The sequence below is a fragment of the Arthrobacter sp. B0316-1-20 genome, from assembly GCF_059091865.1.
In genome coordinates this window covers 1-23,759 of record NZ_JBNHHC010000023.1, presented here as the reverse complement: position 1 = coordinate 23,759, position 23,759 = coordinate 1, and the positions used below count along the sequence as shown (strand labels likewise).

Annotated in this window: 24 protein-coding genes; 7 read left to right on the top strand and 17 right to left on the bottom strand. The window is 69.0% G+C overall.

Annotated features, from left to right (window positions below; translation table 11 throughout):
• Positions 1 to 31: 31 nt before the first annotated feature.
• From AC5RW2_RS28215 to AC5RW2_RS28185, 7 genes are read right to left on the bottom strand one after another with little or no spacing between them, the layout of a single operon-like run.
• On the bottom strand, positions 32 to 850 hold the full coding sequence (locus AC5RW2_RS28215) for an HpcH/HpaI aldolase/citrate lyase family protein (protein WP_494074793.1): 819 nt from the start codon (positions 848 to 850) through the stop codon (positions 32 to 34).
• A complete protein-coding gene (locus AC5RW2_RS28210) occupies positions 847 to 1,440 on the bottom strand; it encodes a MaoC family dehydratase (RefSeq protein WP_494002446.1) in 594 nt (197 codons plus the stop codon). Before AC5RW2_RS28210 ends, AC5RW2_RS28215 begins: the two co-directional genes overlap by 4 nt.
• Complete coding sequence (locus tag AC5RW2_RS28205; RefSeq protein ID WP_494074792.1) at positions 1,437 to 2,090, bottom strand: CoA transferase subunit B; 654 nt, start codon at positions 2,088 to 2,090, stop codon at positions 1,437 to 1,439. Before AC5RW2_RS28205 ends, AC5RW2_RS28210 begins: the two co-directional genes overlap by 4 nt.
• Before the next feature lie 10 nt (positions 2,091 to 2,100).
• Positions 2,101 to 2,877, bottom strand: a complete 777-nt coding sequence (locus AC5RW2_RS28200) for a CoA transferase subunit A (protein WP_494002448.1) — start codon at positions 2,875 to 2,877, stop codon at positions 2,101 to 2,103.
• Positions 2,878 to 2,902: 25 nt separating this feature from the next.
• Positions 2,903 to 4,066, bottom strand: coding sequence for an acyl-CoA dehydrogenase family protein (locus AC5RW2_RS28195; protein WP_494002449.1), 1,164 nt, complete (start codon positions 4,064 to 4,066; stop codon positions 2,903 to 2,905).
• 2 nt (positions 4,067 to 4,068) lie between these two features.
• The gene (locus tag AC5RW2_RS28190; protein WP_494074791.1) at positions 4,069 to 6,132 is read right to left on the bottom strand and encodes an acetyl/propionyl/methylcrotonyl-CoA carboxylase subunit alpha; all 2,064 of its coding nucleotides are present in this window, start codon (positions 6,130 to 6,132) and stop codon (positions 4,069 to 4,071) included.
• A gap of 6 nt (positions 6,133 to 6,138) precedes the next feature.
• Positions 6,139 to 7,743: a carboxyl transferase domain-containing protein gene (locus tag AC5RW2_RS28185; RefSeq protein ID WP_494074790.1), complete on the bottom strand. Its 1,605-nt coding sequence runs from the start codon at positions 7,741 to 7,743 to the stop codon at positions 6,139 to 6,141.
• A gap of 166 nt (positions 7,744 to 7,909) precedes the next feature.
• Between AC5RW2_RS28185 and AC5RW2_RS28180 the strand changes: the two genes are divergently transcribed.
• Together AC5RW2_RS28180 and AC5RW2_RS28175 are read left to right on the top strand one after the other, a co-directional pair.
• Positions 7,910 to 8,530, top strand: coding sequence for an SACE_7040 family transcriptional regulator (locus AC5RW2_RS28180; RefSeq protein WP_494074789.1), 621 nt, complete (start codon positions 7,910 to 7,912; stop codon positions 8,528 to 8,530).
• 35 nt (positions 8,531 to 8,565) lie between these two features.
• A complete protein-coding gene (locus AC5RW2_RS28175; protein WP_494002453.1) occupies positions 8,566 to 9,033 on the top strand; it encodes a GNAT family N-acetyltransferase in 468 nt (155 codons plus the stop codon).
• A gap of 81 nt (positions 9,034 to 9,114) precedes the next feature.
• Here the strand turns inward: AC5RW2_RS28175 and AC5RW2_RS28170 are convergent, their stop codons facing one another.
• Genes AC5RW2_RS28170 through pdhA form a run of 3 tightly spaced genes read right to left on the bottom strand, consistent with a single transcriptional unit; the run spans position 9,115 to position 12,684 of the window.
• Positions 9,115 to 10,551: a dihydrolipoamide acetyltransferase family protein gene (locus tag AC5RW2_RS28170; RefSeq protein ID WP_494074788.1), complete on the bottom strand. Its 1,437-nt coding sequence runs from the start codon at positions 10,549 to 10,551 to the stop codon at positions 9,115 to 9,117.
• 4 nt (positions 10,552 to 10,555) lie between these two features.
• Positions 10,556 to 11,563: an alpha-ketoacid dehydrogenase subunit beta gene (locus AC5RW2_RS28165; RefSeq protein WP_494002455.1), complete on the bottom strand. Its 1,008-nt coding sequence runs from the start codon at positions 11,561 to 11,563 to the stop codon at positions 10,556 to 10,558.
• On the bottom strand, positions 11,563 to 12,684 hold the full coding sequence (gene pdhA, locus AC5RW2_RS28160; RefSeq protein WP_494026385.1) for a pyruvate dehydrogenase (acetyl-transferring) E1 component subunit alpha: 1,122 nt from the start codon (positions 12,682 to 12,684) through the stop codon (positions 11,563 to 11,565). The genes AC5RW2_RS28165 and pdhA overlap by 1 nt, the downstream gene beginning before the upstream one ends.
• A 191-nt stretch (positions 12,685 to 12,875) precedes the next feature.
• On the opposite strand from pdhA, the gene AC5RW2_RS28155 reads away from it, so the two are divergent.
• Positions 12,876 to 13,352: an Lrp/AsnC family transcriptional regulator gene (locus AC5RW2_RS28155; RefSeq protein ID WP_494023783.1), complete on the top strand. Its 477-nt coding sequence runs from the start codon at positions 12,876 to 12,878 to the stop codon at positions 13,350 to 13,352.
• 188 nt (positions 13,353 to 13,540) lie between these two features.
• Here AC5RW2_RS28155 and AC5RW2_RS28150 read toward each other — a convergent pair whose 3' ends face one another.
• Entirely contained in the window at positions 13,541 to 15,166 is a 1,626-nt protein-coding gene (locus AC5RW2_RS28150) for a monocarboxylic acid transporter (RefSeq protein ID WP_494014212.1), read from the bottom strand.
• Positions 15,163 to 15,531 (bottom strand): DUF485 domain-containing protein, encoded by a 369-nt coding sequence (locus tag AC5RW2_RS28145; protein WP_494002459.1) that lies wholly within the window; start codon positions 15,529 to 15,531, stop codon positions 15,163 to 15,165. The genes AC5RW2_RS28150 and AC5RW2_RS28145 overlap by 4 nt, the downstream gene beginning before the upstream one ends.
• A 178-nt stretch (positions 15,532 to 15,709) precedes the next feature.
• On the opposite strand from AC5RW2_RS28145, the gene AC5RW2_RS28140 reads away from it, so the two are divergent.
• Genes AC5RW2_RS28140 through AC5RW2_RS28125 form a run of 4 tightly spaced genes read left to right on the top strand, consistent with a single transcriptional unit; the run spans position 15,710 to position 19,717 of the window.
• Entirely contained in the window at positions 15,710 to 16,927 is a 1,218-nt protein-coding gene (locus AC5RW2_RS28140) for a sensor histidine kinase (RefSeq protein WP_494074787.1), read from the top strand.
• A 47-nt stretch (positions 16,928 to 16,974) separates the two neighbouring features.
• On the top strand, positions 16,975 to 17,697 hold the full coding sequence (locus AC5RW2_RS28135; RefSeq protein WP_494002461.1) for a LytR/AlgR family response regulator transcription factor: 723 nt from the start codon (positions 16,975 to 16,977) through the stop codon (positions 17,695 to 17,697).
• Positions 17,694 to 18,215 carry a DUF485 domain-containing protein gene (locus AC5RW2_RS28130; protein WP_494074786.1) on the top strand — a complete coding sequence of 174 codons (522 nt, stop codon included), beginning with the start codon at positions 17,694 to 17,696 and terminating at the stop codon, positions 18,213 to 18,215. The genes AC5RW2_RS28135 and AC5RW2_RS28130 overlap by 4 nt, the downstream gene beginning before the upstream one ends.
• Positions 18,212 to 19,717, top strand: a complete 1,506-nt coding sequence (locus tag AC5RW2_RS28125; protein WP_494074785.1) for a sodium/solute symporter — start codon at positions 18,212 to 18,214, stop codon at positions 19,715 to 19,717. The genes AC5RW2_RS28130 and AC5RW2_RS28125 overlap by 4 nt, the downstream gene beginning before the upstream one ends.
• 16 nt (positions 19,718 to 19,733) lie before the next feature.
• On the opposite strand, the gene AC5RW2_RS28120 is transcribed toward AC5RW2_RS28125, so the two are convergent.
• The 5 genes from AC5RW2_RS28120 to tsf all read right to left on the bottom strand — a co-directional run bounded on the left by AC5RW2_RS28120 (position 19,734) and on the right by tsf (position 23,754).
• Positions 19,734 to 20,324: a DivIVA domain-containing protein gene (locus AC5RW2_RS28120; protein WP_494002464.1), complete on the bottom strand. Its 591-nt coding sequence runs from the start codon at positions 20,322 to 20,324 to the stop codon at positions 19,734 to 19,736.
• Between the two features lie 99 nt (positions 20,325 to 20,423).
• Positions 20,424 to 21,326, bottom strand: a complete 903-nt coding sequence (locus tag AC5RW2_RS28115) for a phosphatidate cytidylyltransferase (protein ID WP_494002465.1) — start codon at positions 21,324 to 21,326, stop codon at positions 20,424 to 20,426.
• A gap of 23 nt (positions 21,327 to 21,349) precedes the next feature.
• Positions 21,350 to 21,907: a ribosome recycling factor gene (gene frr, locus AC5RW2_RS28110; protein WP_494014218.1), complete on the bottom strand. Its 558-nt coding sequence runs from the start codon at positions 21,905 to 21,907 to the stop codon at positions 21,350 to 21,352.
• 94 nt (positions 21,908 to 22,001) lie between these two features.
• Positions 22,002 to 22,745: a UMP kinase gene (gene pyrH, locus AC5RW2_RS28105; RefSeq protein ID WP_493988119.1), complete on the bottom strand. Its 744-nt coding sequence runs from the start codon at positions 22,743 to 22,745 to the stop codon at positions 22,002 to 22,004.
• Between the two features lie 169 nt (positions 22,746 to 22,914).
• Entirely contained in the window at positions 22,915 to 23,754 is an 840-nt protein-coding gene (tsf, locus tag AC5RW2_RS28100) for a translation elongation factor Ts (RefSeq protein ID WP_494002467.1), read from the bottom strand.
• Positions 23,755 to 23,759: the final 5 nt, after the last annotated feature.

Sequence of the window (23,759 nt, the reverse complement as noted above, 5' to 3'; positions counted from 1 at the left end):
GTCAGGACGGGGCCTGCGTCCCGACCAGACGTTAGGACGGGGTTTGCCGGGCCCGCCGCAGGATCTGCTCGGCGTGCTTGAGGACCGGCCCGTCGACCATTTGGCCGCGGAACCGGAAGGCCCCGGATTCGGTGGCGGCGGCGGCCAGCAGCGCGGCCGCATGGTCGGTTTCCTCCTCGCCCGGGCGATAAGCGGCCCGCACCACGTCGGCCTGGCTGGGGTGGATGATGGCCTTGGCCGCGAACCCCGAGGCGACGGCGTCCTCAGCCTCAGCGGCGAGCCCGCCGAGGTCCGCTATGTCGAGGTAGACCGAGTCGATGGCGGCCTTGCCGTAGGCGCCGGCGGCGAGCAGGACCTGCGCACGCGCCTGCCGGGCCACGTCCCGGTAGGTTCCGGAGGCGGACCGGCTGGAGCTGCCGCCCAGTGAGGCGACCAGGTCCTCGGCTCCCCACATCAGCGCGGTGACGTTCGCGCAGCGTGCCAGTTCCGCGGCGCGCAGCACGCCGAGGGCCGTCTCGCACAGGGCCACCACCGAGTACTCCCCCAGCCCGCCGGCGGCCGCCGCGTCCTCCGCCTTTGCCAGCATGATGGTGCGGTAGCCGGACCGGCGGACGGCCTCCAGGTCCGGTGCGTGGTCGGCGGTGCCGGCCGCGTTGACCCGGACGATCGTCCGGTCGGGGTCCAGCGGGTTGTCGATGATGGCTGCCCGGGCCGCCGCACGGTCGGCCGGAGCAACGGCGTCCTCCAGGTCCAGGATCACCGCGTCGGCGCGTGCGGCCGCCTTGCCGTAACGGTCCGGGCGGTCCGCCGGACAAAACAGGATGGCCGGTCCCATGCCGAAGCCGGTCATCGGCTTCCGTCCCCGGGCCGGCCGTCCCACAGTTCGGCGTCGGCCGTTTCCGAGCCCGCGATGGCGTCCGCGTGGCCATCCTTGGTCCACATCAGGCAGCTGCGCGTCACCGTGGCGACCACATCCCCGTGCTGGTTCCGGCCGGTGTGGTGCATGGTCACCACCCCGGTCCCGGGCCGGGACCGGGACAGCCGCTTGTCGGTGACGACCGTCTCCGTGTACAGGGTGTCCCCGTGGTAGAGCGGGTGCGGGAACGTCACGTCGGTCATGCCCAGCTGAGCCACGATCGTGGACTGGGTGAGCTGGCCGACCGACTGGCCCACCACGGTGGCGAGGGTGAACATGGAATTCATCAGCCGCTGGCCGAACGGCTGCTCCGCCGCCCACGCCGCGTCCAGATGCAGGGCCTGGTTGTTCATGGTGGCGGTGGTGAAGAAAACGTTGTCCGCCTCGGTGACCGTCCGGCCCGGCCGGTGCGCGTAGATGACGTCCGCCTCGATCTCCTCGAAGTAGAGCCCGCGCTGGATGATCACTTTCTGCGCCCCGGCGGCTTCGGAGGGCGTGGCCGCTGCCCCGGCGTCGGTGTTCACCGGGCACCCGCCTGGTACTGGTCGATCCGGAGCTCGGTGCCGGTGGCGGCCACGACGTCCCGCACCTCGACGCCGGGGGCCGTCTCGCGCAGCACCAGCCCTTGCTCCGCGACGTCGATGACCGCCAGGTCGGTGATGATGGTGTCCACGCAGCCCCTGCCGGTCAGCGGCAGCGTGCATTCGGTCAAAATCTTGGGATTCCCGTCCCTGTCCACGTGTTCCATCATGACGATCAGCCGTTTGGCACCGAAAACCAGGTCCATGGCACCGCCCATGCCCTTGACCATCTTGCCGGGGATCATCCAGTTGGCCAGATCTCCGGTCCGGGACACCTGCATGGCGCCGAGAACGGCGACGTCGACGTGCCCGCCGCGGACCATGCCGAAGGAAGCGGAAGAGTCGAAGATGGCCGCTCCGCGGTTGAGCGTCACGGTCTCCTTGCCCGCGTTGATCAGGTCCGGGTCGACGTTGTCCTCGGTGGGATAGGGGCCGACGCCGAGGATCCCGTTCTCCGAATGCAGGATGACCTCCACGCCGTCGGGGATGTAGTTGGGAATCAGGGTGGGCATGCCGATGCCCAGGTTCACGTACTGCCCGTTTTCCAGTTCCCGGGCCACCCGGGCGGCCAGTTCATTGCGCGTCAGCGCCATGGCGTGCTCCTTACTTCCCGGTCGCGGTGTCTTGGCCGGCCAGCCGCACCGTGCGTTTTTCGATCCGCTTTTCCACCTCCGGCGCCACCACCACCCGCTGGACGAAGATGCCGGGGGTGTGGATCTGCTGGGGGTCCAGTTCGCCCGGTTCGACGAGTTCCTCGACCTCGGCGATCGTGATCCTGCCGGCCATGGCGCACAGCGGATTAAAATTCATGGCGGTCACGTGGAACACCAGGTTGCCCAGCCGGTCGCCCTTCCAGGCGTGTACCAGGCCGAAGTCCGGCCGCAGGGATTCCTCCAGCACGTACTCGGCCCCGCCGAAGCTGCGGACTTCCTTCGGGTCCGACGCCTTGGCGACCCCGCCGTCGGCGTCGTATTTGCGCGGCAGTCCGCCCTCGCTGACCTGGGTGCCGACACCGGCGGCCGTATAGAACGCGGGTATCCCGGCCCCGCCGGCGCGCAGCTTCTCCGCCAGCGTCCCCTGGGGGGTCAGCTCCACTTCCAGTTCGCCGGCCAGGAACTGCCGGGCGAACTCCTTGTTCTCGCCCACGTAGGAGCTGATGGTGCGCCGGATGCGCCCGTCGGCCAGCAGCACGCCCAGCCCCCAGTCGTCCACGCCGCAGTTGTTGCTGATGGTTTCCAGGTCGGTGGTGCCGGCGTCGTGAAGGGCCTGGATCAGCGCCACCGGAATGCCGCACAGGCCGAAGCCGCCCACGGCCAGCGAGGCGCCGTCGGGAATGTCCGCCACGGCCTCCGCGGCGGAAGCTACTACCTTGTCGATCACTGCGTCCTCCTTTGCCTGCGGTCCGTCAAAGCCCCAGTTCGCGGGCGATGAGCATCAGCTGCACTTCGGTGGTCCCTTCCCCGACCTCCAGGATCTTCGAGTCGCGGTAGTGGCGGGCCACCCGGAATTCGTTGATGAAGCCGAAGCCGCCGAAAATCTGGGTGGCGTCGCGGGCGTTGTCCATGGCGGCCTCGCCTGCCACCATCTTGGCAATCGCGGACTGGGTTTTGAAGTGTTGGCCGGCGAGCATCCGGGCGGCGGCGTCGTAATACGCCAGCCGCGCCGTGTGCGCGCGGGCCTGCATCCGGGCGATCTTGAACTGGATGGCCTGGAAGGAGCCGATGCTGGTGCCGAAGGCCTGGCGCTCCTTGGCGTAGCGCACCGCCTCGTCCACGCAGCCCTGCGCCGCGCCCGTGGCCAGCGCGGCGATGGCGATCCGGCCCTCGTCCAGGATTTGCAGGAAGTTCGCATAGCCCCGGCCGCGGCGTCCCAGCAGGTTCTCCTCCGGGACCCGGACGTTGTCCAGGGTGAGCGGATGCGTGTCGGAGGCGTTCCAGCCCACCTTGTTGTAGGCCTTCTCGGCGGTGAAGCCCGGGGTGTCGGTGGGAACCAGGATGGTGGAAATCTCCTTCTTCAGCGAGCCGTCGTCGCGCTCGGAGGTGCCGGTGACCGCGGTGACGGTGACCAGCCGGGAGATGTCGGTGCCGGAATTCGTGATGAATTCCTTGTGCCCGTTGACCACCCACTGCCCGTCCACGAGCTCGGCCCGGGTCTTCGTGCCGCCCGCGTCCGAGCCCGCTTCGGGTTCGGTCAGGCCGAAGCCGGCGAGCGCCTCGCCGCTGGCCAGCATGGGCAGCCACTGTTGTTTCTGGTCCTCGCTGCCGAAGCGGTAGATGGGCATGGCCCCTAGGGAGACCCCGGCCTCCAGCGTGATCGCCACCGATTGGTCCACCGCACCGAGTTCTTCCAGCGCCAGGGCGAGCGCAAAGTAATCGCCGCCCATGCCGCCGTACTCCTCGGGGAACGGGAGGCCGAACAGGCCCATCTCGCCCATCTGGGCCACCACTTTGTACGGGAAGCTGTGCTCCTCGTCGTGCTTGGCGGACACCGGGGCCACCACCTCGCGGGCAAATTCCCGCACGGTCTCCACCAGGTCCTGGTAGTCCTCGCTCAGTGAAAAGTCAGGCATGGTCATGCCCCTTTCTGTTCAGGTTCTTCGGGGACAGGATCCGCTGCCCGCACGACGGCGACGATCTGGCCGGCCTTGACCAGGTCGCCGGTTTTGAGGTTGATGCTGGCCTCGCCGGCGATCGCGGCGCTCAGCTGGTGTTCCATCTTCATCGCTTCCACCGTCAACAGCGGCTGGCCGGCCACCACCCGCTCACCGTTGGCCACCGCCACCGACGTCACCGTCCCGGGCATCGGCGAGCGCACCTCGGGTGATGCCTGCCCCTCGGCCTGGCGGACCCCCGCCAGGGCATCGGCGAGCCGGCGCTCCCGGCCGCGGACGGTCACCCGGGCCGACCAGCCGGCGTCGCCCAGCCAGATCGTGCCGTCTGCGCCGAACGCGTGGCGCAGCGGCCGGCGGAGTCCGTCGACCTCCGCCGCCTGCCCGGCCCGGTCCAGCACGACGGCGTAGCTGCCGCCGCCGGCCGTCACCAGGGCACCGGCGGGCGCACCGGCGGCCGCGTCGCCCGTCCAGGCCACCGTCACGTCGCGGTGTTCTCCGCCGCCGAGGTCGAAGCTGACGGTGCCCGGGCGCGGCCCGCTCAACCGCCAGCCCTCGCTCCGCCAGGCGGACCCCGCCCCGCCGGCGGCACATGGTTGGATCCGCGCGTCCCGTTGCCGGAGCAGCCAGTCCACGGCGGCCACGGCCAGTTCGGCGTCACCGGGCCGGCGGAACTGCTGGTGCTCGATCTTCCGGTCGATCAGCGTGGTGTCCAGCCGCCCGGCCCGCACGTCCTCGTCGGCCAGCAGGCTGCGGAGGTGCTCGATGTTGGTATGGATGCCGAGCACCATGGTGTCGGCGAGCGCACCGTCCAGCCGTGCCAGGGCCTGCTGCCGGTCTTCGCCCCAGGCGACCACCTTGGACAGCAGCGGGTCGTAGTCGGAGGGGATGACCAGCCCGGGCAGCAGCGAACTGTCCACCCGGATGCCCTCCCCGGCGGCTTCCTCCAGGGCCAGCACCGTGCCCGCCGAGGGCAGGAACTGCTGCGAGGGATCCTCCGCGTAGACGCGCGCCTCCACCGCGTGTCCCGTGAGCACGACGTCGGACTGGGCCAGCGCGAGCACCTCACCGGCGGCGATGCGCACCTGCCACTCCACCAGGTCCAGGCCGGTCACCAACTCGGTGACCGGGTGTTCCACCTGCAGCCGGGTGTTCATCTCCATGAAGAAAAACTCGTCGGGGGCGTCGTCGGAGACCAGGAACTCCACCGTTCCGGCCCCGGTGTAGTCCACGGAGCGGGCGGCGTTGCAGGCGGCCTCGCCGATCCTGCCGCGGGTGGCGGCGTCGAGCAGCGACGACGGAGCCTCCTCGATGACTTTCTGGTGCCGGCGCTGCAGCGAGCATTCGCGCTCCCCCAGGTGGATCGCGTTGCCGTGCCGGTCGCACAGCACCTGAACCTCGATGTGCCGCGGCCGGGCGATCAGCCGCTCGAGGAAGAGCGTGTCGTCGCCGAAGGCGGAGGCGGCCACCCGGCGCCCGGCGGCGAGCGCGGCGCGCAGTTCCCCGGGCCGCTCCACAGCCATCATCCCCTTGCCGCCGCCGCCGGCCGACGGCTTGATCAACAGCGGGTAGCCGACCCCTTCGGCGGCCCGGACTAGCCCGTCGTCGTCCAGCCCCGGTTCCGCGATCCCGGGAATGACCGGGACCCCATGCGATGCCACGTGGTTCTTGGAGCGGATCTTGTCCCCCATGATCCCGATCGCCCCCACGTTGGGTCCGATGAACACGATGCCGGCCGCCTCCAGCGCCTGGGCGAACGCCACGTTCTCGCTGAGGAAGCCGTAGCCGGGGTGAACGGCCTCGGCGCCTGTGGCCTTGCAGGCTTCGATCACCGCGTCGATGCGCAGGTAGCTCTCGGTGGCCGGGGCGGGCCCGATCCGCACCGCGATGTCGGCCTCGCGCACGTGGCGGGCCCCGGCGTCGGCATCCGAATAGACGGCCGCGGCCCGGATGCCCATGGCGCGCAGCGTGCGGATGACCCGGCAGGCGATTTCGCCGCGGTTGGCAACCAGAACGGTTTCAAACACTTTCGATCACATCCTGAACAGACCGAAGGCGGTCTCGGGCAAGGGACTGTTGGCGCAGACGTCCAGGGCGAGGCCGAGCACGGTCCGGGTCTGCGCCGGGTCGATGATCCCGTCGTCCCAGAGCCGGGCGGTGGAGTAATACGGGTTGCCCTGCGCTTCGTACTGCTCCCGGATGGGGGCCTTGAACGCCTCCTCGGCCTCGGCGCTCCACTCCTCCCCGCGGGCTTCCAACTGGTCGCGTTTGACGGTGGCCAGGACGGAGGAGGCCTGGTTGCCGCCCATCACCGAAATGCGAGCGGCCGGCCACATCCAGAGGAAGCGCGGCGAGTAGGCTCGGCCGCACATGGAATAGTTGCCGGCGCCGAAGGACCCGCCGATCACCACGGTCAGCTTCGGCACCCGGGCGGTCGCGACGGCGGTCACCATCTTGGCGCCGTGCTTGGCGATGCCGCCGGCCTCGTAGTCGCGGCCGACCATGAAGCCGGAAAGGTTCTGCAGGAAAACCAGCGGGATGCCGCGCTGGTCGCAGAGTTCAATGAAGTGCGCGCCCTTGAGGGCAGATTCGGAAAAGAGCACCCCGTTGTTCGCCACGATGCCCACCTGGTACCCGTGGAGCCGGGCGAACCCGGTGACCAGCGTGGTGCCGTACTCCCGCTTGAACTCGTGGAAGCGGCTGCCGTCCACCAACCGGGCGATGACCTCGCGGACGTCGTAGGCGGCGTTGACGTCCACCGGAACGGCCCCGTAAATCTCCTGCGGTTCGGCCGCCGGGGCCTCCACGGGCGCCGTCTCCCAGGCCGGTGTCCGGCATGGGAGCGTGGCCACGATGTCGCGGACAATCTCCAGCGCGTGCACATCGTTCTCGGCCAGGTGGTCGGTCACCCCCGAGGTCCGCGCATGCAGTTCGCCGCCGCCGAGTTCCTCCGCGGTGACTACTTCGCCGATGGCCGCCTTCACCAGCGGCGGGCCGCCCAGGAAGATGGTGCCCTGGCCGCGGACGATCACGGTTTCGTCGCTCATCGCCGGAACGTAGGCGCCGCCGGCCGTGCAGGAACCGAGCACCGCCGCGATCTGCGGGATTTTAGCCGCCGACATCCGCGCCTGGTTGTAGAAGATGCGGCCGAAGTGCTCGCGGTCCGGGAAGACGTCGTCCTGCTTGGGGAGGAACGCGCCGCCGGAGTCCACCAGGTAGATGCACGGCAGGTTGTTCTCCAGCGCCACCTCCTGGGCGCGCAGGTGTTTCTTAACCGTCATCGGATAGTAGGTGCCGCCCTTGACGGTCGCATCGTTGCAGACCACCAGCACGTGGCGGCCGTGCACCAGGCCGATGCCGGCGATCATCCCCGCCCCCGGCGAATCGCCGTCGTACATTCCCTCGGCGGCCAGCGGCGCGATCTCCAGGAACGGGCTGCCCTCGTCCAGCAGCGTGTCGACCCTGTCCCGCGGCAACAGCTTGCCCCGCTCCAGGTGGCGCCGGCGCGAGCCCTCCGGCCCGCCCGCCGCCACCGAGGCCAGGCGGGCGTGCAGTTCGGCAGCCAGCCGGCGCTGCTGCTCGTCGTAGGCCCGGAAGCTGTCACTGGTAGTGTCCACCCGGGAAGCCAGTGTCTCCATCGACACCTTCCTGGCCGAAGCCGTCGCGCGCCCACGCCCGCCGCCCGCGTGGGACAACTGGCCTGAAGGACGCATTTTGGTTAGTCTGTACTAACTGAAATCAGGCTAGTGGCCGTTAAGTGTCTTGTCCAGCACTTATTCGGCACCTTCTCGAAGGAACCGATCCATGCCCGCAGCACCGCACGCCGCCGCCGGGACGCGCCAGACCGGCCGCAGCCTGGCCAAGGCCACCCGCAGGGCCGCACTGCTGGACGCCGCCGCCCGCCTCTTCGCCGAGCGCGGCTTCAACGGCGTGTCCATCGAAGACCTCGGCTCGGCGGCCGGCGTCAGCGGGCCGGCCGTCTACCGGCATTTCGAGAGCAAACATGCGGTGCTTGCGGCGCTGCTCACGGGCGTCAGCCAGGACCTGCTCGACGGCGGCCAGGACGTGGCGGCGGGCCGGCAGGATGCCGAGGAGGCGCTCCGCGGCCTGGTCGCCTTCCACGTGGACTTTGCCTTGAAGAATCCCGACGTCATCCGGGTCCACGACAGGGACCTGGACAGCCTCCCCGCCGAGGACTCGGCGCTGGTCCGGACGCTGCAGCGCACCTATGTGGAGGTGTGGGTTTCCGTGCTGGCGCGGCTGCTGCCGGAGGCGGACGCGGCGCAGTTGCGGGTCCGCGCACACGCCGTTTTCGGACTGATCAACTCCACGCCGCACTCGACCCACCGGAGCCGGCAGCCGCGGGAAGCCTGGCGCCGCAGTCTGTTGGAACAAATGGCTTGGGCCGCGTTGAAAGCCGAGTAGGGTGTATCAGACACCAACTAGCCGAAAGGTCTGCTGTGATTGAGCTTCGTCCTGTAGAACCTGCCGACCTCGACGAGTTCTTCGAGTACCAGCAGGATCCCGACGCCAACCATATGGCGGCGTTTGCCGCCCGGAATCCGTCTGACCGCGGCGTGTTTGATCTCCACTGGCAGAGCCTGCTCAACGACGAGTCCATCACCGTGCGCACCGTCACCGTCGACGGCGAGGTGGTGGGCAGCGTGCTGGCCTACCCCAACGAGGGGTACCCGGAACTGAGCTACTGGACGGCGAAGTCGCAGTGGGGCAAGGGCGTCACCACCGCGGCCGTCGAGGCCTTCCTGCGGGAATTTTCCGCGCGTCCCATCCGCGCGCGGGTGGTCAAGGACAACCTTGGCTCAGTCAAGGTCCTGCACAAGCTCGGCTTCCGGACCGTCGGCGAGGCCCAGGGCTTCGCCAACGCCCGCGGCGCCGTGGTCACCGAGGAGATCCTCGAACTGGCCTGAGCCGCCTCTGCACCCTGATCACACCATGGCCAGCACCATGGCCGGGGCGATCACACCATGGCCAGCACCATGGCCGGGTGATCACACCAAGGCCAGCACCATGGCCGGGTCCGACAGGATCGTGCCCACGTCGGCGAGGAAGCGTCCCGCCTGCTCCCCGTCCACCACGCGGTGGTCGAAGGACAGGCTGAGCGTCACCACATCGCGCAGCGCCACCTCCCCCCGGTATTCCCACGGCTGCCGGCGCACCGCGCCGAGGGCAAGGATGGCCGACTCCCCCGGGTTCAGGATCGGCGTTCCGGCGTCGATGCCGAACACCCCGATGTTGGTGATGGAGATGGTTCCCCCGCGCAGTTCGGCCGGGGCGCTCCTGCCGGCGCGTGCCGTCTCGGTCAACTCCCCCAGGGCCTCGGCCAGCCGGTGCAGGTCCATCCGGTGCGCGTCCTTGATGTTCGGCACCGTCAGTCCGCGCGGAGTCGCCGCGGCAATGCCGAGATTCACGTAGTTCTGCTGCACGATCTCGCCGGCGTCCCCGTCCCAGCGGGAGTTCAGCTCGGGGCGGCGCTCCAGCGCCAGGCACAGGGCTTTGGCGGTGATGGTCAGCGGCGTGAGTTTCAGCCCGGCGAACGCCTTGCCCGCCTTGAGCCGCCGGATCAACTCCATGCTCTCCGTCGCGTCGACCGCAAGGAACGAGGACGCATGCGGGGCGGTGAAAGCACTGGCCACCATGGCGGCGGCGGTGTGCCTCCGTACGCCCCTGACCGGGATCCGCGTCTCGGCCTCCGCGGCGCCGCCGAGCCAGCCGCCGGCCGTCCCGGACACGGCGCCCGGGGCCGCGACCGCCGGGGCCGCTGCGGCCGCCTCGTGGACTGCGAGGACGTCGTCGCGGGTGATCAGGCCCCGTTCTCCGGTCCCGGCCACCTGGGCCAGATCGACGCCGAGGTCCTTCGCCAGCTTGCGGACCGGCGGGGTGGAGCGTGGCCGCTCCGGGATCGTCCCGGACGGTTCGGCCGCGGCCTCACCGGGCGCACCGGCCGGCCGGCCGGCGGCCGCAACATCCGCGGCTCCGGCGGGCTCCATGTCCGCTGCGTTCCCGGCCAGGGTCGCCGGATAGGTGGCCGGCACCGCCGCGGTGGCCGCCCCTCCGCTCTTGCGCGGGCGCCGGGCAGGCCGCCCGTTCCCTTCGGCCGCCGCACCGTACCCCACCAGGTTCGCCTCGCGGCGCGGTTCCGGCGGGCTTCCCGCGGCCTTGGCACCGTCGTCGCCCTGCCCCGCGTCTTCCACCTCGATGGAGACGATCGGCTCGCCCACGCTGACCGTGGTGCCGGGTACCTCATGCAGGGTCCGGACCACGCCGGCGAACGGCGAGGGCAGCTCGACCACGGCCTTGGCGGTTTCCACCTCGCCCAGGATCTGGTTGAGCTGGACCGCGTCGCCCTCGGCCACGCTCCAGCTGACGATCTCCGACTCGGTGAGCCCTTCGCCCAGGTCCGGCAGTTTGAATACCTTGATCCCCACGGGTTCAGTCCTCCAGTCCGGTCAGCGAGTTGGGCCGGCCGAGCACCCGGTCCACGCCGTCAAGGATGCGATCCAGGTCCGGCAGATGATGCCGCTCCATCTTGGCCGGCGGGTACGGAATGTCCATCCCGGTGATCCGCACCGGCGCGTGTTCCAGATGATAGAAGCAGCGTTCGGTCAGGCTGGCCGCGATCTCCGCGCCGAGCCCGCCGGTCCTGGCCGCCTCGTGGGTGACCACCAGGCGGCCCGTTTTCCGCACGGAGGCCTCCACGGTGGGAAAGTCCAGCGGCGACAGCGAGCGCAAGTCAATGACTTCCACCGACACGCCGTCGTCCTCGGCGGCCTGCGCGGCCTCGCGTGCCGTCTGCACCAGCGCGCCGTAGGCCACCAGGGTCACGTCCGACCCGGGCACCTCCACCCGGGCGCTGCCCAGCGGCAGCGCGGACTCCAGCGCATTCTCGTCCACTTCGCCCTTGGTGTGGTACCGCCGCTTCGGCTCGAAGTAGACCACCGGATCGTCGGCGGCGATGGCCTGCTGGATCATCGTGCAGGCGTCCTGCGGGTTGGACACTGCCACCACCCGCAGACCGGACGTGTGGGTGAAATACGCCTCCGGGGATTCGGAGTGGTGTTCGGCCGCGCCGATGCCGCCGCCGAAGGGCACCCGGATGGTCAGCGGCATCTTGACCCGGCCGCGGGTGCGGTAGTGCAGCTTGGCTACCTGGCTGACAATCTGGTCGAACGCCGGGTAGATGAAGCCGTCGAACTGGATTTCGCACACGGGCCGGTAGCCCCGGTAGGCCATCCCGACGGCGGTGCCCAGGATCGCGGACTCGGCCAGCGGGGCATCGATCACCCGGTGGGCGCCGAAGTCCTTTTGCAGTTCGTCGGTAATGCGGAACACCCCGCCCAAGGCTCCGATGTCCTCGCCGATGATCACCACCCTGGGATCGTTTTCCAGGGCCTTGCGCAGCCCGGTGTTGATGGCGCGTCCAAACGTCATGGTGGTCATCAGCGGCCTCCCTCGGCAGCGTCGAACGAATCAAGATAGCGCTCGTAGTGCGCGCGCTGTTCTGCCAGCACGGGGTGCGGCGCCACGTAGACGTTCTCGAACAGTTCCAAGTCCGCCGGGTCGGCCATGCTCGTGCACCCGGCCCGCATCTCGGCCGCTGCCTGGTCGGCCGCGTCCCGGACCCGCTGTTGCAGGCCCTCGTCCAACAAGCCCTCGGCCGCCAGGTGGGCGGCCAGCCGGTCGATCGGATCGCGGCTCTTCCAGTCCTCCAGCTCGTTCGCGTCGCGGTAGCGGGTGGGATCGTCCGCCGTCGTGTGCGGTCCCATCCGGTAGGTGACCGCTTCGATGAAGGACGGGCCGCCGCCGCTGCGCGCGTGCTCCAGCGCCCGGCGGGTCACCGCCAGGCAGGCCAGGACATCGTTGCCGTCCACCCGGTAACTGGGAATGCCGAATCCGGGCGCCCGGTCGGAGAGTTTGCCCTGGGCCTGCAGTGACACCGGTTCGGAGATCGCCCACTGGTTGTTCTGGCAGAAGAAGATCACCGGCGCCTGGAAGCTGGCGGCAAACACCATGGCCTCGTTCACGTCGCCCTGGCTGGTGGCGCCGTCGCCGAAATACGTCACCGCCACGGCGTCGTCGCCGTCGAACTTGACCGCCATGGCGTAGCCGGTGGCATGCAGCGTTTGCGCGCCGATGATGACCTGCGGGGTGGCCATGTTGATCTCGTAGGGGTCCCAGCCGGAGGGCCTGTTGCCGCGCCAAACGCGGATCATGTCGGTCAGGTCCACGCCGCGGCAGTACGCGACCCCGTTTTCCCGGTAGCTGGAGAAGACGAAGTCGTCCTTGCGCAGGGCGCGGCCGGAACCGATCTGGGCCGCTTCCTGCCCCAGCAGAGGCGGCCACAAGGCGAGCTCCCCCTGCCGCTGCAAGGCGGTGGCTTCCTGGTCCAGGCGGCGGACCACCACCATGTCCTGGTAGAGGCCGGCGAGTCGGTCGCCGTCGATATCCTCCAGCCAGGGGTCGAACTCCCCGCTGGGGGCCCGCGTGCCGTCCGGCGCGAGCAGTTGGATGTAGCTTTCCTGGTTATGCGGACCGGCCGGGTCCGTGCCTGGTAAGGACACTTGCGACACTCCCTTTGCGTCTTCAGGGCCGGGAAGTCTTGTGGACGTCCCGGCGCCGGACAGCCCCGCCTGCACCTTTGCCCGCGGTTGATTGTGACACTACTCACATCCGGCAAGTAGCGCAATGATCCGGACAAAAACTGAGCAGAATGCCCTGTCGGGGCCGGGCAGGTCGTGCTAGTCTGCGCATTATGCGGAATCTGGACGGCACCGACTTGCGGTTACTGGCAGCCCTGACGCAGGATCCGCGCCGGACGGTCGTGGCCCTGGCGCAGATCCTGGGCCTGTCCCGCAACACGGTGCAGGCGCGCATGGCCCGGCTGGAAAAGGACCAGGTGTTCCTGTCCTTCGACCGGCGGATCAATCCCGCCGCCGTGGGATATCCGCTCGCGGCCTTCATCCACATCCACGTGCACCAGCCGAAACTGCAACAGATCACCGACGAGCTGGCCCGCATTCCGGAAGTACTCGAAGCGATCGGCATCACCGGCCAGGCGGATATTCTTGCCCGCGTCGTCTCCGAAGGCGCCGAGGACCTGTTCCGCGTCAACGGCAAGATTCTGGCGATCGACGGCGTGGAGCGGACCGACACGTCACTGGCCATGCACGAACTGATCCCGTTCCGGATGGAACCGCTGCTCTCCCGCGGTGCCGGGGCGACCGGCTAGCTGTCAGCTCGGGTGCTGCTGCCCGCGCTGAGCACCCGGGATGGGAAGATCATTTCCGGACCCGTGCGCCTGGCTCATGCCCGCTGATCCCGAGCGCCCGCAACACTGCGGGCCCGGCATCCTTCTGCCGGGCCCGCAGTGTTATCTGTGGCGGCGCGTTGCAGCAGGCGCGCGCCGCCGTCGTCGTATCAGTGAACCGTGGCCTTCTCCGCGCCGACGCCGGTGAGCGAACGGACCTCCATTTCGGCCTGCTTGGACGCGTCCTCGCGGTTCTTGTCCAGCACGGTTCCCAGCCAGCCCAGGAAGAACGCGAGCGGGATGGAGACGATGCCCGGGTTGTTCAGGCCGAAGATGGCGAAGTCCGCGCCGGGAATCATCGACGTCTCCTTTCCGGAGACCACCGGGGAGAACACGATCAGGACGATGGCTGCACCCAGGCCGCCGTACATGCTCCAGACCGCACCCTGGGTGGTAAACCGCTTCCAGAACAGCGAGTAGACGATGGTGGGCAGGTTGGCCGAGGCGGCCACGGCGAACGCCAGCGCCACCAGGAAGGCCACGTTCTGGCCCTGCGCGCCGATGCCGCCGAGGATGGACACGACGCCGATGACCACCACGGTGCGGCGGGCCACCCTGACCTCGCCGGCCGAGTCGACCTGTCCCTTGCGCACCACGTTCGCGTAGATATCGTGCGCGAAGGAGGCTGCCGCGGTGATGGTCAGGCCGGCCACCACCGCCAGGATGGTGGCGAAGGCGACTGCGGAGATCAGCCCCAGCAGCACAGGGCCGCCGAGCGCGAAGGCCAGCAACGGTGCGGCGGAGTTGACCCCGCCCGGAGCGCTCTTGATGGCTTCCGGGCCGATCAGCGCCGCGGCGCCGTAGCCCAGCACCAGGGTGAACAGGTAGAACGCGCCGATCAGCCAAATGGCCCAGACCACGGACCGGCGGGCCTCCTTGGCCGTCGGCACGGTGTAAAAGCGCATCAAAACGTGCGGCAGGGCCGCGGTGCCCAGCACCAGGGCCAGCGCCAGCGAGATGAAGTCCAGCTTGGACGCCTCCGAGACGCCGTACTGCAGGCCCGGGTTGAGCAGCTCGGGGTTGCCGGCGGTTTCCACGGCGGCACCCAGCAGTTCGGACAGGTTGAAGCCGTGCAGTGCCAGCACCCACACGGTCATGATGAACGCACCGGCGATCAGCAGGCAGGCCTTGATGATCTGGACCCAGGTGGTGCCCTTCATGCCGCCAACCAGTACGTAGAGGATCATCAGTGCGCCGACGACGGTGATCACCAGAGACTGTCCCAGCCTGGAGTCGATGCCGATCAGCAGCGAGACCAGGGCGCCGGCTCCGGCCATCTGCGCCAGCAGGTAGAAAAAGCACACGGCCAGTGTGGTGATGGCCGCGGCAATCCGCACCGGGCGCTGCCGCAGCCGGAAGGACAGGACATCGGCCATGGTGAACTTGCCGGTGTTGCGCAACAGCTCGGCCACCAGCAGCAGGGCCACCAGCCAGGCCACCAGGAAGCCGATCGAGTACAGGAAGCCGTCGTACCCGTTGATCGCGATCGCGCCGCAGATGCCTAGGAACGACGCCGCGGAGAGGTAGTCGCCGGCAATGGCGGTACCGTTCTGACCGCCGCTGAAGGACCGGCCCGCCGCATAGTAGTCGGCCGCGGTCTTGTTGTTCCGGCTGGCCCGCAGCACCACCACCAAGGTCACGCCGACAAACAGGGCGAAGATCAGGATGTTGATCCAGGTGGAATCCTTGATGTCGTCCGCCGTGACGGCCAGCGGAATGTTCACGGCGTGCCTCATTTGGTGTCCTCCGGTAGGCCGACGCCCTCGTTTTCGAGGCTGTGGCGGATGTCAGTGGCGATCGGGTCCAGCTTCTTGTTCGCGTAGCGGACGTACCAGGTGGTGATGGCGAAAGTGCTCACGAACTGCAGCAGGCCCAGCACCAGGCCGACGTTGATGTTGCCCCACAGCTTGGTGGACATGAATGCGTGCGCATAGTCGGCCAACAGCACATAGGCGAAGTACCACAGCAGGAAGGCCACTGCCATCGGGAACACGAACGAACGGTGGCGCCTGCGGAGTTCGGTGAACTCCGGACTGCTCTGGACCACCTGGAAGTCCACGGCCGCGGCGGTGCCGGCGTCCGGGTTGGGGTCGTTACCCATTTTTTCCTCCTCATCGGGCACACGCGGGGTGTGACTGCGATCACTCTGCTAGCTCGCGGTTACGGAGGCCAGCAGCCGGGCGGGTCGGGTCGCCCAACGGTCCACCGGCTGCGGTGAACGGCGCTCCCCTGCGCCGAGCTGCACCCGGCCGGCCGGCCCGGAGGCTAGGCTGGAGGGCATGCTCAGCCCGGCCGTGGACATCGCGCTCATCGCCGCCCTGGCCGCGGCGGCGGTGGCGGTGATCGCGCTGGTGGGCTTCAAACTGACCCGGTCCTACCGGGACCTTGGCTCTGAGGCCGACCGCGCAACCTACGCCACGCTGCATACCGCGGGGCTTGCCGGCCAGTACCTGCGTGCCGGCCTGACGCCGGCCGGCGCGGGCAAGGCGAGCAAGCACCTGCGCGGCCTGTTGGGCTCCGAGGTGCTGGTGTTGACCGGGTTGGAGGACGTGCTCGGCTGGGACGGCGCCGGCCAGCCGCCGGAGTCGGCCCTGCGCCTGGCCGGCAAGACCATCGGATCGAGCCGCACCCAGGTGTTCCGCGGCGACCAGTTGCTGCCGGAGGGCCGGGTCCCGCGGGGGGCCGCCGCCCGGGACGGCGGCCCGACGGAAGCGGTCTTCGCCCCGATCCGGGTTCAGGACCGGGTGGTCGGCACCGTCGGCGCCTACACCGGACACGTAGCGGCGTCGCTCGTGCGGGCCACCAACGAGGTCGCGGCCTGGGTGGCCACGCAGATCGAACTGGCCGAACTGGACACCTCGCGGACGTTGCTGATGGAGGCCGAGGTGCGCGCGCTCCGGGCCCAAATCAGCCCGCACTTCATCTACAACGCCCTGAACGCCATCGCCTCCTACATCCTCACCGACCCGGCGCGGGCACGGGAGCTGGTGATCGAGTTCGCCGACTTCACCCGCTACTCCTTCCGACGGCACGGAGATTTCACCACCCTGGCGGAGGAACTGAAATCGATCGACCGCTACCTGCTGTTGGAACGGGCCCGGTTCGGCGACCGGCTCAGGGTCAGCCTGCAGATCGGCCCCGAAGTCCTCAGCACCGTCATCCCGTTCCTCTCCCTGCAGCCGTTGGTGGAGAACGCGGTGCGCCACGGGATCGAAGCCAAGGAAGGGCCGGGGCAGATCACCATCACCGCCCACGACGCCGGCGCCTACGCCGTCGTGACCATTGAAGACGACGGCGTGGGCATGGATCCGGAGCGGCTGCGCACCGTGCTGGCCGGCCGCGCCGAAGGCGACCATGTGGGTTTGCGCAACGTGGACGTGAGGCTGCGGCAGGTCTACGGCGATGAACACGGCCTGGTGGTCGACACGGCGCCCGGTGCCGGCACGCTGGTCACGCTGCGGCTACCCAAGTTCCAGCCCGGGAACCTGGTGGACTGAAGCGGCCCGCGCGAAGCTTCACCCTGGGGCCTAATAGACTGTGGGCCATGGTCAATGTGGTTGTCGCCGATGACGAAGCCCCTGCCGTCGAGGCCCTGGCGTACCTGCTCGCCCGGGATTCCCGGATCGGGGAGGTCCACAAAGCCACCAGCGGCGCCGAAGCGCTGCGTGCCCTGGAGCGCCACGACGTGGACGCGCTCTTCCTGGACATCCATATGCCGGCCCTGACCGGGCTGGACATCGCCAAGGTCATTTCCCGCTTCAGCCGCCCGCCCGCCGTCGTCTTCGTGACCGCCGATGAGGACAAGGCGCTGCAGGCCTTCGAGCTGGCCGCCGTGGACTACCTCCTCAAGCCGGTGCGGGCAGACCGGCTGGCGGAGTCCGTGCGCCGGATCTGCGAACTGATGGAAGACGGCGGCGCGGCCAAGCCGGAAGTCGTCACCGTTGACCAGGGCGGCATCACCAAGATGATCCGGCGGGACGAGATCCAGTACGTGCAGGCCCAGGGCGATTACGCCCGGCTGCACACGGCCGACGCCAGCTACCTGATCCGGGTGCCGCTCAACGACCTGGAGCGCCAGTGGGCGGACGCCGGCTACCTCCGGATCCACCGCTCCTACCTTGTGGCGATGGACCGGATCCAGCAGATGCGGACCAGCGCCGGCAGGGCCAGCCTCCTGGTCGGCGGTGCCGAACTGCCCGTCAGCCGGCGTCACCTGCCCGCCGTCCGCGACCGGCTGGAGGCCACGCGGGTGAGGCCGCGCGGATGAGCAGCGGTCCCGGCCGCGGCGAGGTTCCCCCACGTGACGACGGCGGCATCCCGCTGCACCACGGCGGCATACCGGTGAACGACGACGGCGCCCCGCTGCCCGACGGCGATGCGCAGGTTCCGTCGGCCGGTTTCCGGCAGCGGGTCCGCGTCACCGCGCCGCGTTCGGCCGCGCCCCGGCCGGCGGGCGGCTACACCTTCTCCCGCGAGGTGGCCGAGCAGTCGGAAGTCGGCGAGCTCTTCGTGCGGTCCCTGGTCCGTTCCCAATTGCGCCTGGCCGTGGTGGTGGCGGCCGGTTTCGGGCTGATCCTGCTGGGCATGGCCGTGCTGATCGCGCTGGTACCGCTCACGGGCACGTTGACCGTGTTCACGGTCCCGCTCCCCTGGCTGCTGCTGGGCATAGGGATCTACCCGATCATCCTGGCCTGTGCCGCGCTCTACAACCGTGCGGCCGCCCGCAACGAGCGCCGCTTCCGCGAGTTGACGGCCGACCGGGTTGGCCCGGGGACGAGGCAGTGAACGCGGCCGCCGGGCTGGCGGCGGTAGCCGCCGTCTGCGCCGCCACCGTGCTGATCGGCATCTACGGGCTGCGGATTTCCCGCACCACCGGTGATTTCTACGTCGCCTCGCGGACGGTCAAGCCGTGGTGGAATGCGTCGGCCATCGGTGGCGAATACCTCTCGGCCGCAAGCTTTTTGGGCGTGGCAGGGCTGATCCTGGTCTCGGGCATCGACGCGCTCTGGTTCCCCGTCGGATACACCGCCGGCTATCTGATGCTTCTGCTGTTCGTGGCCGCCCCGCTGCGCCGCTCCGGGGCGTACACAATTCCCGACTTCGCCGCGGCCCGGCTCGATTCCACTGCCGCGCGACGCGTCACCAGCCTGTTGGTGATAGCGGTCGGCTGGCTTTACATCGTGCCGCAACTGCACGGGGCCGCCCTGACCGTGCGCATCGCCACGGGCCTGCCGGGCTGGGCAGGCGCCCTCGCCGTCGTCGTCGTGGTGGTGCTGTCCGTGGTCACCGGCGGCATGCGCTCCATCACCTTCGTGCAGGCCTTCCAGTATTGGCTGAAACTCACGGCCCTGGCCGTCCCGGTGGTGTTCATCCTGCTGGTCCTCACCGGTTCGGGCCAGTCGGCCACCGGCGGCGGCGCGGCCTTCGACCCGTCGCTGGATGTCGTCGGCGATGCATCCCTGTACCGGAATGTCTCGCTGATCGTCGCCCTGCTTTTCGGGACGCTGGGGCTGCCGCACGTGCTGGTGCGTTTCTACACCAATCCCGACGGTGCCGCCGCCCGCCGCACCACGCAGCTGGTGCTGGGGCTGCTGGCGCTGTTCTACCTCTTCCCCACCATCTACGGCGTGCTCGGCAGGCTGCACACCCCGCGGCTGGCCGGCGGCACCCAGTCCGACGCCACGGTGCTGCTGCTGCCGGGGCGGATTGTGGACGGCCTGGCCGGCGACCTCTTGAGCGCCTGCGTGGTGGCGGGCGCGTTCGCCGCGTTCCTTTCCACCACCTCCGGGCTGGTGGTTTCCCTGGCCGGGGTGGTCAGCCAGGACCTGTTCCGCGGCAGCGTCAGGGGCTTCCGGCTGGCCGCCGCGCTGTCGGCCATCGTGCCGCTGGGCATCGCCCTGGGCACCGAATCGCTGGCCCTGGCCGGCAGCGTGGGCACGGTCTTCGCGTTTACCGCCTCGACCATCTGCCCGCTCTTGCTGCTGGGCATCTGGTGGCGGGGCCTCACCGACGCCGGCGCCATTGCCGGCATGGTGTCAGGGGCGGTGCTCTGCGGCGGTTCGCTGCTGGCGGCTGCCGTGGCGGGACCGAAACTGGGCGCCTGGGCCGAGCCGTTGGGACAGCCGGCGGCCTGGACGGTTCCGGCGGCGTTCCTGGTGACGGTGGCCGTTTCCCGGGCGACGGCTTCGCGCAGGCCGGCCACCACCGCCCGGGTCATGGCACGGCTGCACACCCCGGAGCGGGCGGACAGTCCGGAGCCGGCCGGTTGGCCCCGTCCCGGAGACTGAACGAGGTCGGGCCCCGTCAGTCGATCGCGGCCATTAACTCGACGACGCGGTCCAGGAACGCGTCCACCTGGTTTTCCTCGTAGCCGTCTTTGCCCTTGGCCTCGCGGAACACGGCCCTGCGGACCACATCGACGCTCATCGGCTGGTCGTGCTCGAAATAGCCCAGCAGTTCCACGCACAGCGCGTCGACGTCCTCCACGTTGTAGCTGACGGCGTTCCGCTTCGTCGGCCGGCGGAAGCGTTCGCCCGGGGCGCGGTGCAGGCGGGCGCGCAGCATCGCCGACACGCGGCCGATCTGCGTCAGCCAGGCCTGTTCGCCGTCCCTACTGATCAGCGCGTCGCGCTCCCGCTGGGCGAAGACGTCCTCCAGCCGGTCCAGCGCGGCGTCGACGGCCCGCGGGTCGTAGCCGCCCTTGGCCGGATCGAACGTCATGGCCCGGACATCGCGGCTGGTGATGGGAGCGTCGTCGGGCTCGGGGTTGTTGTAGTACTCCCGCGCCCGGCTGAGGAAGTCGTCCACCTGGCGTGCGTTGTAGCCGAAGTTCCGCCGGTCCACGTGGTCGAACGGGGCACTGCCCTTGCCGGCATCAATGGTTCGTCGCGCCATGGTGTCCTGTGGTTCCTGTTCCTTCAATACGTTCCGCTTGTCTACGGTGCCCAGTCTATGCGGGCCGCCGCGTGGCCCCGGGTATCCGCGGCCGCGCGCCTACACGGCCCCGGGGGCCAGCAACGAGGCGAGCACGAAGGCCACCGGGGCGGCAAACACGATGGAATCCAGCCGGTCCATCACCCCGCCGTGGCCCGGCAGGAAGTTGCTCATGTCCTTGATGCCAAGTTCCCTCTTGACCATCGACTCGGCCAGGTCGCCCACGGTGGAGGCGGCCACGGTGGCCACGGCCAGGACCAGCCCGAACCACCACTGAAGGTCCAGCACCAGCACCGAGCACAGGACGCCGACCAGGACGGCTCCGCCGACCGAACCGGCAAACCCTTCCCACGACTTCTTGGGGCTGATCTTCGGTGCCATCGGGTGCTTCCCGAAGAGCACCCCGATCAGGTACCCGAAGGTGTCGTTGGAGACCACCAGCAGCAGCATGGTGGCCACCTTCAGGGCGCCGGACTCCTCCAGCAGCAACAGCAGCGAGAAGCTGATGAAAAAGGGAACCCAGCAGAGGATGAAGGTGCCGCTGAGCACACTGCTGACGGCGCCGTCGGTACTGTCCAGGCACTTCCAAACCATCAGGGCCACGCAGGAGGCAACCAGCGCGAAGGCGAGCCCCTCCGGCCCGCCGTAATAGGCGGCCACGGGCATCGCGAGGGCACCCGCGAACAGCGGCGGCAGCGGCACCTTAATGTTCTTGACCGTCAGGGCCCGGGAAACCTCCCACACGCCCACGGCCGCGAAACCGGCCACCAGCACCACGAAGGCATCGGGCAGGAGGAAAAGACCCACCAGGACAACGATGAGCAGCGAGAGTCCGACGACGATGGCTGCCGGCAGGTTGCGCCCGGCACGGGAGGGCTTGGCGGCGGCACGCAGCGCCCGGCGTCCGGGTTCTGCCGGCCGCTGTCCCGGACCAGCCGCCGGAGCCGGCGTATCGCCAGCCATGGGTTGAGGCTGGTCCGTACTCATCAGACCTCGAGCAGCTCGGCTTCCTTGCGCTTGAGGAGCTCGTCGACGTTGTCGGTGTGCGACTTGGTTTTGGCGTCCAGTTCCTTTTCGGCCCTGCTGCCTTCGTCCTCGCCGACCTCGCCGTCCTTGACCAGCTTGCCGATGGTGTCCATCGCCTTGCGGCGGATGTTGCGGATCGAAACCTTCGCGTCTTCGGCCTTGCCCCGCACCACCTTGACGTACTCCTTGCGGCGTTCCATGGTCAGTTCCGGCAGGACCACGCGGATCACCACGCCGTCGTTGGCCGGGTTGGCGCCCACATCCGAATCGCGCAGGGCCTTCTCGATGTCGTTCAGCGCCGACTTGTCGTACGGCGTGATCAGCAGGGTGCGCGGTTCGGGGTTCTGGAAGGACGCCAGCTGCTGCAGCGGGGTCGGCGTGCCGTAGTAGTCGACCGTGACCTTGGAGAACAGTGCCGGATTGGCGCGGCCGGTGCGGATGGTGGCGAAGTCTTCCTTGGCCACTTCGACTGCCTTGTCCATCTTCTCGGCAGCTTCGCGCAGCGTCTCGTCTATCACGGTCTCTCCTTCACGTCCTTCATTCACTCCGCGATGCCCGCGGTCCTGACTCTGCTTTCCATCCTAGGCTATCCGGCGGACGGCCCGGCGCCAGTCAGGCGGTGACGTAGGTGCCGATCTGTTCGCCCAGAATCGCACGGGTCACGTTGCCTTCGCCCTCCATCCCGAAGACCACCATGGACAGCTTGTTGTCGCGGCACAGGCTGAAGGCGGTCTGGTCCATCACCCGGATATTCCGGCGCATGGCTTCGTCATAGGTCAGGGTGTCGAGCTTCTCCGCGGCCGGGTCTTTCTTCGGGTCGGCCGTGTAGACGCCGTCCACGCCGTTCTTCGCCATGAGCACGACGTCGGCGTGCACCTCGAGGGCGCGCTGGGCGGCCACGGTGTCGGTGGAGAAATAGGGCAGGCCGGCGCCCGCGCCGAAGATGACCACGCGGCCCTTCTCCATGTGCCGGATGGCCCGCCTCGGGATGTAGGCCTCGGCTATCTGCCCCATGGTGATCGCGCTTTGCACGCGGGTGTCCACCCCGGCCTGCTCGAGGAAGTCCTGGAGGGCGAGGCAGTTCATGACGGTGCCGAGCATGCCCATGTAATCGGCTCGCGAGCGGTCCATGCCCGACGTCGACAGTTCGGCGCCGCGGAAAAAGTTGCCGCCGCCCACGACGATGGCCACTTCGACTTGGCCGACCGTGGCGGCGATCTGCTTGGCGACGCCCCGGACGGTGTCCGGGTCCACGCCCAGCTTCCCCCCGCCGAAGACTTCGCCCGAAAGCTTCAGCAGGACGCGGCGGCGTTTGGCCCCGGTATCAGCGGTGGTCTGGGTGTTCTGGGATTCCATGGTGCCTCCCGGCGTGCGTGGTTCTGGGGAAAGAGGGTGTGACTGGCCGCGGCTGCCCGACGGTTGAAGCCGCGCGGCCGATCCGGACATGAAAAAGGAGTGGTCACCCGATGGTGACCACCCCCTTGTCATCTGAATCAGCCAGTTCGCCTAAACGTTGCGACCGAGGTTACGCTCCGACGCGGAAGCGGGCAATGGCGGTGGCGTTGACACCGGCCGCCTCCAGCACCTTGCCGACGGACTGCTTCGGGTCCTTGGCAAACGGCTGGTCCAGCAGCACGATCTCCTTGAAGAAACCGTTCAGCCGGCCCTCGACGATCTTCGCGAGTGCCGCCTCCGGCTTACCCTCGGCGCGGGCGGTCTCGTCGGCGATGCGGCGCTCGTTCTCCACGGTCTCGGCCGGGACCTCTTCGCGGGTCAGGTAGGCCGGGGCGTAGGCCGCGCTGTGCACGGCGATGTCGTGGGCTGCCTCGAAGGCCGAGTCGCCTTCGCCGTCGACGGCGAAGAGGACGCCGACCTGTGCCGGCAGGTCCTTGGACGTCTTGTGCAGGTAGGCATCGACGGTCTTGCCTTCGACGCGGGCGACCCGGCGGACGACAACTTTCTCGCCCAGCACGGCACCTTCCTCGACGACGAAGTCACCCAGCGGCTTGCCGTCGACGTCGGCGGCCAGCAGGGCGTCGAGCTCGGCGGCGCCGGACTCAACCGCCGTGGCCAGTACCTTGTCGGCGAGTTCGATGAACTTGGCGGACTTGGCGACGAAGTCGGTCTCGCAGTTGACCTCGATCATGACGCCGACGGTTCCGTCGATGACCTTGGCGGCCACCAGGCCTTCGGCGGTGGAGCGGCCTTCGCGCTTGGTGGCGCCCTTCAGTCCCTTGATCCGGATCAGCTCAATGGCCTTCTCGGCATCCCCATTGGCCTCGTCCAGGGCCTTCTTGACATCCATCATGCCGGCGCCGGTGCGCTCGCGCAGGGCCTTGATATCAGCAGCGGTGTAGTTCGCCATTTGGA

Coding starts and splice junctions, on each gene's coding strand:
- AC5RW2_RS28120 (WP_494002464.1), bottom strand. CDS start 20,324: ATGGCGCGACGAACCATTGATGCCGGCAAGGGCAGTGCCCCGTTCGAC.
- AC5RW2_RS28140 (WP_494074787.1), top strand. CDS start 15,710: ATGCTCAGCCCGGCCGTGGACATCGCGCTCATCGCCGCCCTGGCCGCG.
- AC5RW2_RS28155 (WP_494023783.1), top strand. CDS start 12,876: ATGCGGAATCTGGACGGCACCGACTTGCGGTTACTGGCAGCCCTGACG.
- AC5RW2_RS28205 (WP_494074792.1), bottom strand. CDS start 2,090: ATGGCGCTGACGCGCAATGAACTGGCCGCCCGGGTGGCCCGGGAACTG.
- AC5RW2_RS28130 (WP_494074786.1), top strand. CDS start 17,694: ATGAGCAGCGGTCCCGGCCGCGGCGAGGTTCCCCCACGTGACGACGGC.
- AC5RW2_RS28165 (WP_494002455.1), bottom strand. CDS start 11,563: ATGACCACCATGACGTTTGGACGCGCCATCAACACCGGGCTGCGCAAG.
- AC5RW2_RS28180 (WP_494074789.1), top strand. CDS start 7,910: ATGCCCGCAGCACCGCACGCCGCCGCCGGGACGCGCCAGACCGGCCGC.
- AC5RW2_RS28150 (WP_494014212.1), bottom strand. CDS start 15,166: ATGAGGCACGCCGTGAACATTCCGCTGGCCGTCACGGCGGACGACATC.
- AC5RW2_RS28185 (WP_494074790.1), bottom strand. CDS start 7,743: ATGGAGACACTGGCTTCCCGGGTGGACACTACCAGTGACAGCTTCCGG.
- AC5RW2_RS28135 (WP_494002461.1), top strand. CDS start 16,975: ATGGTCAATGTGGTTGTCGCCGATGACGAAGCCCCTGCCGTCGAGGCC.
- AC5RW2_RS28195 (WP_494002449.1), bottom strand. CDS start 4,066: ATGCCTGACTTTTCACTGAGCGAGGACTACCAGGACCTGGTGGAGACC.
- tsf (WP_494002467.1), bottom strand. CDS start 23,754: ATGGCGAACTACACCGCTGCTGATATCAAGGCCCTGCGCGAGCGCACC.
- pyrH (WP_493988119.1), bottom strand. CDS start 22,745: ATGGAATCCCAGAACACCCAGACCACCGCTGATACCGGGGCCAAACGC.
- AC5RW2_RS28215 (WP_494074793.1), bottom strand. CDS start 850: ATGACCGGCTTCGGCATGGGACCGGCCATCCTGTTTTGTCCGGCGGAC.
- AC5RW2_RS28115 (WP_494002465.1), bottom strand. CDS start 21,326: ATGGCTGGCGATACGCCGGCTCCGGCGGCTGGTCCGGGACAGCGGCCG.
- AC5RW2_RS28145 (WP_494002459.1), bottom strand. CDS start 15,531: ATGGGTAACGACCCCAACCCGGACGCCGGCACCGCCGCGGCCGTGGAC.